Origin of the sequence: Sulfurimonas sp., assembly GCF_016744025.1 — a bacterium.
In the GTDB taxonomy this organism is placed as follows: Bacteria; Campylobacterota; Campylobacteria; order Campylobacterales; family Sulfurimonadaceae; genus Sulfurimonas.
On record NZ_JADGFC010000115.1, the window covers coordinates 1 to 8,397 of the forward strand.

General features: G+C 32.6%; 11 protein-coding genes and 2 pseudogenes. 3 read left to right on the top strand and 10 right to left on the bottom strand.

Going from position 1 to position 8,397, the window contains the following annotated elements:
- Nucleotides 1-331 precede the first annotated feature (331 nt).
- The 8 genes from QZZ48_RS12640 to QZZ48_RS12675 form a co-directional block, all read right to left on the bottom strand.
- Nucleotides 332-700, bottom strand: coding sequence for a nitrous oxide-stimulated promoter family protein (locus QZZ48_RS12640; protein ID WP_294966450.1), 369 nt, complete (start codon nucleotides 698-700; stop codon nucleotides 332-334).
- Nucleotides 701-765: 65 nt separating this feature from the next.
- Nucleotides 766-987, bottom strand: coding sequence for a hypothetical protein (locus QZZ48_RS12645; protein WP_294966452.1), 222 nt, complete (start codon nucleotides 985-987; stop codon nucleotides 766-768).
- Nucleotides 957-1,658: a prephenate dehydratase domain-containing protein gene (locus QZZ48_RS12650; RefSeq protein ID WP_294966454.1), complete on the bottom strand. Its 702-nt coding sequence runs from the start codon at nucleotides 1,656-1,658 to the stop codon at nucleotides 957-959. The genes QZZ48_RS12645 and QZZ48_RS12650 overlap by 31 nt, the downstream gene beginning before the upstream one ends.
- Nucleotides 1,618-2,532: a DUF234 domain-containing protein gene (locus QZZ48_RS12655; protein ID WP_294966456.1), complete on the bottom strand. Its 915-nt coding sequence runs from the start codon at nucleotides 2,530-2,532 to the stop codon at nucleotides 1,618-1,620. The genes QZZ48_RS12650 and QZZ48_RS12655 overlap by 41 nt, the downstream gene beginning before the upstream one ends.
- Before the next feature lie 99 nt (nucleotides 2,533-2,631).
- The gene (locus tag QZZ48_RS12660; protein ID WP_294966458.1) at nucleotides 2,632-3,186 is read right to left on the bottom strand and encodes a GNAT family N-acetyltransferase; all 555 of its coding nucleotides are present in this window, start codon (nucleotides 3,184-3,186) and stop codon (nucleotides 2,632-2,634) included.
- Nucleotides 3,179-3,403, bottom strand: coding sequence for a hypothetical protein (locus QZZ48_RS12665; RefSeq protein ID WP_294966460.1), 225 nt, complete (start codon nucleotides 3,401-3,403; stop codon nucleotides 3,179-3,181). The genes QZZ48_RS12660 and QZZ48_RS12665 overlap by 8 nt, the downstream gene beginning before the upstream one ends.
- Before the next feature lie 46 nt (nucleotides 3,404-3,449).
- A complete protein-coding gene (locus QZZ48_RS12670; RefSeq protein ID WP_294966462.1) occupies nucleotides 3,450-3,650 on the bottom strand; it encodes a hypothetical protein in 201 nt (66 codons plus the stop codon).
- A 1-nt stretch (nucleotide 3,651) separates the two neighbouring features.
- Nucleotides 3,652-4,197, bottom strand: a complete 546-nt coding sequence (locus QZZ48_RS12675; RefSeq protein WP_294966464.1) for an alpha/beta hydrolase — start codon at nucleotides 4,195-4,197, stop codon at nucleotides 3,652-3,654.
- 148 nt (nucleotides 4,198-4,345) lie between these two features.
- Between QZZ48_RS12675 and QZZ48_RS12680 the strand changes: the two genes are divergently transcribed.
- The 3 genes from QZZ48_RS12680 (at nucleotide 4,346) to QZZ48_RS12690 (ending at nucleotide 7,201) form a co-directional block, all read left to right on the top strand.
- On the top strand, nucleotides 4,346-6,361 hold the full coding sequence (locus QZZ48_RS12680) for an EAL domain-containing protein (protein WP_294966466.1): 2,016 nt from the start codon (nucleotides 4,346-4,348) through the stop codon (nucleotides 6,359-6,361).
- A 1-nt stretch (nucleotide 6,362) separates the two neighbouring features.
- Nucleotides 6,363-6,956 (top strand): Crp/Fnr family transcriptional regulator, encoded by a 594-nt coding sequence (locus QZZ48_RS12685; RefSeq protein WP_294966467.1) that lies wholly within the window; start codon nucleotides 6,363-6,365, stop codon nucleotides 6,954-6,956.
- 95 nt (nucleotides 6,957-7,051) lie between these two features.
- Complete coding sequence (locus tag QZZ48_RS12690; RefSeq protein WP_294966469.1) at nucleotides 7,052-7,201, top strand: hypothetical protein; 150 nt, start codon at nucleotides 7,052-7,054, stop codon at nucleotides 7,199-7,201.
- Nucleotides 7,202-7,213: 12 nt separating this feature from the next.
- Here the strand turns inward: QZZ48_RS12690 and QZZ48_RS12695 are convergent.
- Both QZZ48_RS12695 and QZZ48_RS12700 read right to left on the bottom strand, forming a co-directional pair.
- Nucleotides 7,214-7,804, bottom strand: a pseudogene (locus QZZ48_RS12695) (HD domain-containing phosphohydrolase); the annotation flags it as partial.
- Nucleotides 7,805-8,095: 291 nt separating this feature from the next.
- Nucleotides 8,096-8,275: pseudogene (locus QZZ48_RS12700) on the bottom strand (YgaP-like transmembrane domain); the annotation flags it as partial.
- Between the last annotated feature and the right edge of the window lie 122 nt (nucleotides 8,276-8,397).

Here is an 8,397-nt window from a genome sequence, read left to right on the forward strand (position 1 = left end):
GGATTAAGTAAAAGTTTGAAGCTAAACTTAGTAGATTATTATCTTGTGAATTATAAGAAAAAGTAGAAAATTATGCACCCGTTTTTTTAATTAAGTCTAAAAGTTCAAATAGTTAAGACAAAAGCAATGTTTTGGGATAAGCATATAAATACAAAACTAAATGATAGACAAAAAAAAGTTATTTTAAAAATGCTTGCATCTTTGCCATTAGAGTTTGAAAGTGAGTAAATATCTATCTATTACAAAAGCTACAAGATTAACATCAAGTAGAGACTTGTCAGACTTAGTTGAAAAAGGTGTTACGCAAAGTCACGGAAGCGGTCGTAGTGTTTTAAGCACTCTTCTTAAAACGGTCAAAGATTTTCTTTTTTATCTTTAAGATGCCAAATCTTATACCGCTAAATCTCATGATTTTTGCTAGATGTTTCCACTGAGGTTTGTCATAACAAGGTTTTGGACATTTTCTACAGCTTGGTTTTTCATCATGCGGGCACTCTTGAAGCTTGACGTATGAGTAAAGAAGAGTCTCTTCACACCTTGCACAAAGATGATATGGCATCTCTAAGTTTAAGTCTTTATCATTGTAGTTGAGTTTTATTGAGTCTGTACGTTTTTCACTTTGAAAATGCTCATTGTCGCAGTAGCATTTTATAAACTTTAAAACAGTATGACTATCATGTATAAATTTTTCTTCTGTCATTTTTTTTCACTTTGGATAAGTGTATCTAAAAAAAATGTTACCTTTCTTGACGTATGACGGTTAGCTTAAGCTCGTAAGTTCTCTCTCATTAAGTGAGGAATATAAGTACCTAGCATCTTAACTGTGTTAGCAAAGTAAGCCAATTCTTCAAGTGCAAGTTTTACATTTACCTCATCAGGATGGCCTTCTACATCTATATGAAACTGAGATACAGTTAGAGTTCCACTACCAGAATAGCTCTCTATTTTGATAAGATTTACGTTGTTTGTTGCAAAGCCACCAAGCACCTTATAAAGTGCTGCTGGATATTTCTTACTTCAAAGATGATAGAAGTAATGTATTTTTTGCCCTCATCAAACTTTGGAACAATATGCTCTTTAGAGAGAACAAGAAAACGAGTAGTATTGTTTTTTATATCTTGAAATGCTTCTTCTATAATCTCTAAGTCATATATTTGCGCCGCTAAGCTAGATGCTATGGCAGAGTGTGATTTGTCTTGCATGTTTATAAGTTCTTCTGCTGAACCAGCCGTGTCAAACTTTGCCTTTGCATCTAAGTTGTACTTTTCTATATGTATCTTACACTGAGCAAGAGCCTGAGGATGAGATGATACACTTTTGATATCTTCTATCTTTGTTCCAGGAAGAGCTAAAAGACAATGGTTTACAGGCTGATAATGCTCTTTTATAATATGGAGTTTCATCTTTGGTATAAGTCTATATATCTCTTCAACTCTACCAGCGGTTGAGTTCTCCATAGGAATCATAGCTACGTCAGCTTCACCCTCTTCAACAAGATACATAGTCTCATCAAATGATTTACAAGCAATAGCCTCATACTCAGGAAATTGGTTATGACAAGCTAGATGCGAATAAGCACCTTTTACACCTTGGTAAGCAACTTTTTTTTTCAAGTTTTTAATATCTTTTTCCTGTACACTCAATGAAGTCTTCATCATATAGGTCTTCTACTAAACTTTTGAAGTTTTTAAGAGCAAACAGTCTTAAGTCTGCGCCTTTAAGTGTTTTAAGCTCATTTGAAAAACCATTCTTTGAGATAACAACATTGATGTCAGCAGTTAGTTCAGCTTTTTCACACTGCTCTTTTAGTTTTGTAAGTTCAGTTTTTTTTGCTTTAGCATTAGAGTTTTTACAGATACCAGCAATGATTTTTCCAGACTTTGTTTTTGCCAAGATATCTATCTCAGTATTTCTATCCCAATAACTTCCTATCTCTGTAATAGGGTCTTCTTTAAAACTCTTCTTCATAACTTCCATTGCAAGTTTTATAAAGATAAGTTCAGAGAACTCTTGTTCACGGTTGATAAATCTCTCTCTAGCTTCTTTATAATCACCCTCTTTTATACCCTTGAAAAAAGGAGATATAAAAGAGAACCAAAAACGCATAAATGGAGCATTGAAATTTAGTTTTTCATCTATATTATCTTCTGAGTTAGGTGGAGATTCTAGTGAATATTCAGCTTGAAGTAGACCACGGTCAAAAAGATTTTCCATTGCATACTCACCATCACTTCTTGAGATGCGAGCTTTTTTTAGAGCAGAGTGAGTTCTACGATCTCCCATAGCGATTCCACTTAGAAGTAAGTGAGAATGTCTATCACTCTCCGTAATCTTAGTAATGTCAGCGTGAATATATTTATAGTTATTAAAAACCTTAGTTTCGATTAACTCATCTAATGGTACATCCATATCAACACTCCAACTCATTCCACCAAATACAGAAAAGTACTTTATAGCTTGTTCCATATCTACAGGGTTGTTTTGAAAGTAAAAAGAGCGAAATTGTTCTAGAAGTGTTGGATATTTTGCCATGAGAGAAGCCTTTAGTTTTGTTTTTGAAATTATACTGCAATAATATGAAGATGGCTATAAGTAGGCAATCAAAAAAATAAAGAATTTAGATGTTTAGAGCTAGTCCATCCATCTTCGAGGATCATATCCGTCAGTTGGTCGTAGAACTTCTTTTTTATCAAGTTTTTTTAGCATTGTAAAAACATCACTTCCATCAATTGGGCTTTTTCCCTCAGAAGCTTCAACTTTCTCAAAACCAAGCTTTTCAAAGAGTTTTATAGCCTTAGCATCTTGAAGGATACTTACACTAATTTGCTCAAATACTGCCCCAGCTTCTTGTAAAAATTGACTTAGCATAGAAAAACCTACACCTTGACTTCTAAACTCTGGGATAACTGCTATGTTTAGTACGGGAGTGTCTGCATCTATATATCCATTTGCTCCGTGATCTTCTCTTAGAAGGCGTATCCATACAGCTCCAGCTATTTTGTTATCAACTAGGGCATATAGTCCTAAATCTTTAGTAGTTAGACCATAAAACTTTTCATAAATACCAAGTGCGGGGAAATCGGACAGAGGTTTATCTACCTCATCAAGGCGCATTGCATAACGAAGCATATCACTTGTTATCTTCTGCTCAGAAGATCTTAGAAAGTAAAGAGTTGGACTAAGCATATATATCTAGTACATGTGCTGAATCAACGGTAGGCTTCACTTCACTAGTCTGAGAGGCTTTAAAACTTTGAGCATTTGCAAGAGTAGAGTTTGTATTTTTAACAAAGTCTGAACTAGGCTGAGAACCTGTGTCTCCACTTCGAGAGTTAGGGTCAAGTCTACCAACTTGAAATGCACTAGAGTAAGGTGATTGAAATGTATACTGACTTACATTCATAACAACTCCTTTAATAGCATATTACAATATTATATCATATAGCAGTTTATTCTGTTCTTGTAGTTATGTCTATTCCTTTTTCTTTTAAGGAAATACCTATTTCTACAACTCTATTTTTCCACTTTTCGGATTCTAAAAAACCCTGATATGCATCTATCTTTTTCTCTATTACTTGTACAGCGATATTGTCTATATTTAATAAAACTATTTGTAGTTCTGACTCTAACTCTTCTACAGTATCATTCATTTTAGTTGCCTTTTTTATATTTTAACTTATCTAACATCCAAGGCCAAGGACCAAACCCGCTATCTGCATTGATATGCCCTGCATCTTGTAAAACTTCCATCTCTACATTAAGTTCTTCTTGCAATAACTTAGCTTCGTCAATATTCATATATGGATCATTAGTAGAACAAACAAGCAGAACTTCTTTTGCATGTAAATTTTTAGGAGCACTTATAGGGAAAAAGCCTTTTAACTCATCTATCTGAGAGTTTAAACTTGGTGGTGCAACTAAAAATAGTTTTTCAACATCTGCAATCTCTTCTTCATTACACAAGTGAAACCATAAAGTATTGGCAAGAGAGTGACAAATAACGATAGTAGGTTTGAAATCTTTAAGCTCGTTTAGAAGTTCTTTCTTCCATACATCTTTATCTGGAAATTCATAGTCTGAGAGTTTTAAAAAACTAACACAACCATAATCTTTTACAAGTTGTGCTGCTAACCAGCTTTGCCAATGAGGGTCATCACTTCCACCCCATCCATGTACAAGTAAGACTCTTTGTTTCATTTAAAAGTACCTTTTATTATTTTTAATATCTAGAGCAATTTTATCTAAAATATATTGATAAAAGATTGAGTTTATCTATAAAGGAGAATCTTAAGTGATTTCATATTATAATGATATCTAATATGAAATCAATATTTAAAAAAGAGCTATGAAAAAATTATTCAATGCAAAAATTATCACTATGATTATATGGACACTAACAGTGATTTCATCCCTGATTTTTGCTGCTTTTAATCAATACAATCAAAGCTTTGAAACTGCTCATAATGTTGCGAATGCAAGCTTTGATAAAGAACAAGCTATAAGACGTTGGGCTACTACTCATGGTGGAGTTTATGTCCCAGTAGATATGGACAGAACACCTCCAAGTCCTTACTTAGAACATATAAAAGATAGAGATATCACTACTAAATCCGGGAAAGAGCTAACTCTTATGAACCCTGCATATATGCTAAGACAGATGATGGATGAGTACTCAGGACTTTATGGAGTCAAAGGGCATATTACAGCTTTAGAGATTTTAAATCCAAATAATGAACCCGACAAATGGGAAAAAGATGCTCTACAAAGATTTAGAACAGATGACTTAATCAAAGAAGTCATTGAGCTTACAACAATAGACAATGAAACTTATATGCGTCTAATCCGTCCTATGGTGATTACGCCAGGATGTCTATCTTGTCACGGTCATCAAGAATCTTACTTAACTAACACTACGGCAGGAGGAGTTAGTATCACTGTTCCAATGGCTGAGATATATGAACTATCACTGACTTCTTATAAAAAGACTCTTATAGTTCATCTTCTGTTTTGGTTTGTAGGTATTATACTTTTTTGGTTCGTTTACAAAAAAGAAGAAAAAGCTAAGAATGAACTAGAATATTTCGCAAATCATGATATTCTAACAGCCTTACCAAATCGTCATGCTTACATAGATAAAATAACAGAGCTAGTAAATACAAATAAAAATAACTTTGCTTTAGTTTTTATGGACCTTGATAATTTTAAAACAGTAAATGATTCACTAGGTCATACTTTAGGAGATTTGTTACTTACAAAAGTTACAAAGCGTCTTCAAACTGAGATAGAGGGTTACGACATGCTATCACGCTTTGGAGGAGATGAATTTGTATTCTTATTCTCAAATGTACAGAGTGAGCTCACCTTAGAAAAAATAATGACAAATATTCATAAAGTTCTTAAGAAGCCATTTACATTAAATACTTATGAAGTTTACACTGGGGCATCTATAGGTATAGCAATTTATCCTGATGATGCTCAAGATGCAGAAACTCTTTTAAGAAATGCTGATGTAGCAATGTACGATGCAAAACATTCAGGCAAAAGCAAATTTTCTTTCTTTAAAGAAGATATGCTTAACTTATCTGCTCCTCGCCTAATGATAGAGAGTGATCTTCATAAATCTTTACAAAATAATGAATTATTTTTACTTTTTCAACCTCAAGTTTCACTAGTAAGTGAAAATATTATTGGTGTTGAGGCACTTATTAGATGGAATCATCCGATAAAGGGCTTAATCTCTCCTCTTGATTTTATTCCTATTGCAGAAAACAGTGGTTTGATTATGCCTATTGGTGAATGGGTTATAGACCAAGCCTGCGATCAGTTAGCTCTTTGGAAAGATACAGATATGAAAGAAATAATCTTATCTATAAATATCTCAGCTAAACAAATTTTGCATCATGATTTATGCTCATATATAAAAACTGCTATTGAAAGAACACAGATAGATGCTCGACTCTTAGAGTTAGAAATTACAGAGAGTGTAATCATGGAAAATATTAACGAGACTGTAAAAATATTATCAAAACTCAAAAAGCTTGGGGTATCCATATCTATTGATGATTTTGGTACAGGTTATTCTTCTTTGAGTTATTTGAAAAAACTTCCTATTGATAAATTAAAAATAGATAGAGAATTTATCAAAGATATTCCAAATGACAAAGATGATATTGCTATTACAAATGCGATTATTAGTATGTCAAAATCCTTATCATTAAAAATTGTTGCTGAGGGTCCAGAGACACAAGAACATATAGACTTTCTACAAAAATCAGAGTGTGATATCGCTCAAGGATTTTACTACTCTAAACCTATTTCAATACAAGAAGTAGAAAAATTAGCATTAAGTATGAGGAAATAATTTGAAAGAATTCGATTTTTTTAATAAGATAAGAAAAGAGAGTCAAGAGGAACTTTTAGCTGTGAGGGTACCTTCAGGAATGCAACTTTATGCACAAGGGGATATCTGCACTGATATCTTGTTTTTAACAAAAGGACGTGTTCGTGTTGTTCGTCATCATGAAAATGGGCAAAGTGTATTACTCTACTACTTTGAAAAAGGCGAACAGTGTAATGTCAACTTCACAAGCTCCTACAACAGTGCTCCGGCTGCAGGAAGTGCTATAGATGAAACAGAGTTAGAAGGTTACGATATCCCTGCTGAGCTTATCGTTAGACTTTTTATAGAAGATAAAGAGTTCCAACGTTATGTTTTTGATCAATACGCAAAACGCTTAGATGCTATGGCTTCTATGATTGAAGAGATAATATTTTCATCGCTTGACACTCGTATTTTACACTGGTTACAATCTCAAGATAGTAAGAAGATTCATATTTCTCATGAAGAGCTAGGAGATATTTTAGGAACTTCTCGTGAAGTGGTCAGCAGAATTTTAAAAACTTTTGAGAAAAATGACATAGTAAAGTTATCTAGGTTACAAATAGAAATTTGTTAAATTATTCTGAGGAATTATGCTTATGTAACACATATCATATTAATATTATTTATAATTGTGCTACAATTCATTCAAATTAACTTAAAGGCTTACAAATGAAAAAATTAAACTTAGCAGCACTTCTTTTAGGTGCAATGTTATTCTTAGGACTTAGTGCTACAACTGCTAGTGCAGCAGAGATGACTGAAAAAAAAGTTGAAAAGAAAGCAATGAAATGTGGCGCTGGTAAGTGTGGCGCTAAGTAGTCATTCTATTAATTAAAACTCTTTAAATATATTGATAATTTTTGGATCAAAATGTTTTCCACTTTCTTTATTAAATAACTCCATAATATCATCAAGAATCCAAGCTTTTTTATAAACTCTATCCGAACCTAAAGCATCAGAAACATCTGCTACAGCAGTAATCCTTCCATATATGTGGATATCTTCTCCAACAGTAGCATTAGGATAACCACTTCCATCAAACTTTTCATGATGTTCATTTGCTACAATTGCTGCAGCTTGAAGAATAGGTTTATTTGAATTTTTTAACATGTTATATCCTAAGGAAGCATGAGTCTTCATTATTTCAAATTCATCCACAGTAAGTTTTCTTGGAGCATTTAGTATTGCATCTGGGATACCAACTTTTCCTATATCATGCATGGGACTTGCCATTTGAAGACGTTCAGCTTCTTCATAAGAAAGACCATATAAAAGTGCAAGTTCTTTAGAGTAAAGAGCAACTCTTTTTACATGATTTCCTGTCTCTTTAGATCTTGTTTCTCAAATCTCTCCCATTGCATAAATAACTTCTCTTTGAGTCTCTTCTATAGCATCGTTTAACGCCATAACTTCAGTTACATCTGTTACATATGCAAGTAAGAAACTTTCATCTGAAATACCCTTAAGTTCGACTTGATAAAACTTCTTTTTGTGTTCTAAAAAAACTATTTGAAATGCATCTTCAGATATTATATGATCAAAATCCTCAATGCCAACATATTTTACAGATTCAATGTGAGATAGTTCTTTATCTGCTGTATTATTTTTAAAAACAATTTCTCCACTACTATTAAAGATAAATACAGGAGATGGTCTATATTTTGGAAGTAGAGATAAGTAGTAATTGTTTAAGCTATAATTTTTATTTATTTTAAATATATCGTAGGTAAAACAAAATCTTTTAAAGCCTGTATAATATAAATATATACTCATCATGCCCATTAGTATAGATATATTAATAAATGCATAAACAAGAATTAGTGTAGCAATTATAATTCTAATTCTAATATTAGCCTCTAAGTTATTCATATTACAGCTTTGTTTTTTAAACATTAATAGGCCTTTATTACAATATGATTTCGCCAATTCTAAAATCAAGTGCAATTTTTTGAAAGTAAGTTGAAAGATAGGATTAATCGATAATCTGCTAATCTTATTCGACCAAAAACAAAGAA